Genomic DNA, 1,133 nt, shown 5'->3' with positions numbered 1-1,133 from the left:
GTTACAAAGCCACCTTACCGAGCCTGGCCGGGCCTCGTGGGATCCGGTCGCAGCGCCCCTCGGCAGGGGAGAACCCCCATTATATAGCGGCCCCGGCGTGACATCCGGATGACCCAACCATCGGCAGGCATCGCTCTGTGTAGGGCAGCCCAGAGGTTGCCGGCCAGCGGCCGGCACTACCGGTCAGTCGGGGGCCTTGGCTGGCACGAACGGCGAGGTCGGGTCGCTGGCCGGGAAGGTCTCCTCCAGCGCCTCGTCCTGGTTGTCGCTGGCGCGCTGCTTGCGTTCACGGCGCTTGAGCGGGCTCTCCTGACCACCGCGATGGCGGTCGCCGCCATCCTTGCGGTCCTGGGCCGCCTGTTCAGCCTCGTGCTTCACCGGCAGGTGGTCGTGCTCGGCATCGAAGAACGGCGCGCCGGTTCCGCGGTAGTCGGCGTTGTCGGCATCGCGCTTGCCGCGCTGCTCGCCGGGAATGGGCGGGTGGTTCTCCCGCAGCGGGTCTCGCGAGGTCTCTCGGCTCATGGTCTGGTACCTGCCCTTGGGGGGATTCCACTACACCGCCCCGCAGGTAAAGCCGTTGCGAACCTGGCGTCATGAACATCTCGCTCACCCCCCGGTAACGGCACCGCGCGTATTCCTGCCCACCCGCCCCCGCTGCAGGAGCCGGCCATGCCCCGTCTTGAACGACCCGCACCGTCCGTGTTCAACGCCCTGCTCGATCCGCTCGGTCAGCGGACCGCGCAGCGCCGTACGCGTCGCCATGAAGACCCCCAGGCGGTGGCGCAGGACTACCTGCAGTACATGCTCAGCGACTACGAGGAGCGCCGCGGGCAGAGCCACCGGAACTGGCGCGACCTGTGCCCGGTGTATGCCTTCGCGTTGACCACGCATGCTGCGGATTGGCCACGCGGTGATGCCGCCGATACCTGCGAGGAACTGGCCGAGCACTGGGAACAGATGCGCGGGCAGTCACGGTTGGGCTGGTCGCAGGCGCGGCCGGTGGTGGAGGACGCCTGGCGCGCGCTGGACCATATTCCGGCGGCGGCGGTGAGGCCGTTGCTGCAGTAGTGCCGGCCGCTGGCCGGCAACCCCAGAAAACTTCAGGCCGCGAGCCCTGCCGGCCAGCGGCCGGC

Annotated in this window: 2 protein-coding genes and 1 riboswitch; of the genes, one reads left to right on the top strand and one right to left on the bottom strand. The window is 69.5% G+C overall.

From position 1 onward, the window contains the following. Positions 1-67, bottom strand: a riboswitch (S-adenosyl-L-homocysteine riboswitch). This riboswitch is flagged as partial in the annotation. Between the two features lie 116 nt (positions 68-183). After that, positions 184-522, bottom strand: coding sequence for a hypothetical protein (locus tag H4O10_RS22125; RefSeq protein WP_005411772.1), 339 nt, complete (start codon positions 520-522; stop codon positions 184-186). Between the two features lie 147 nt (positions 523-669). Here H4O10_RS22125 and H4O10_RS22120 point away from each other — a divergent pair, with 147 nt between their 5' ends. Next, on the top strand, positions 670-1,068 hold the full coding sequence (locus tag H4O10_RS22120) for a hypothetical protein (RefSeq protein ID WP_014035432.1): 399 nt from the start codon (positions 670-672) through the stop codon (positions 1,066-1,068). The last annotated feature ends 65 nt before the right edge of the window (positions 1,069-1,133 follow it).

The organism is Stenotrophomonas sp. I18B00994, assembly GCF_014145825.1.
GTDB lineage: Bacteria > Pseudomonadota > Gammaproteobacteria > Xanthomonadales > Xanthomonadaceae > Stenotrophomonas > Stenotrophomonas maltophilia.
This window is presented reverse-complemented; position numbering and strand designations above follow the sequence as displayed.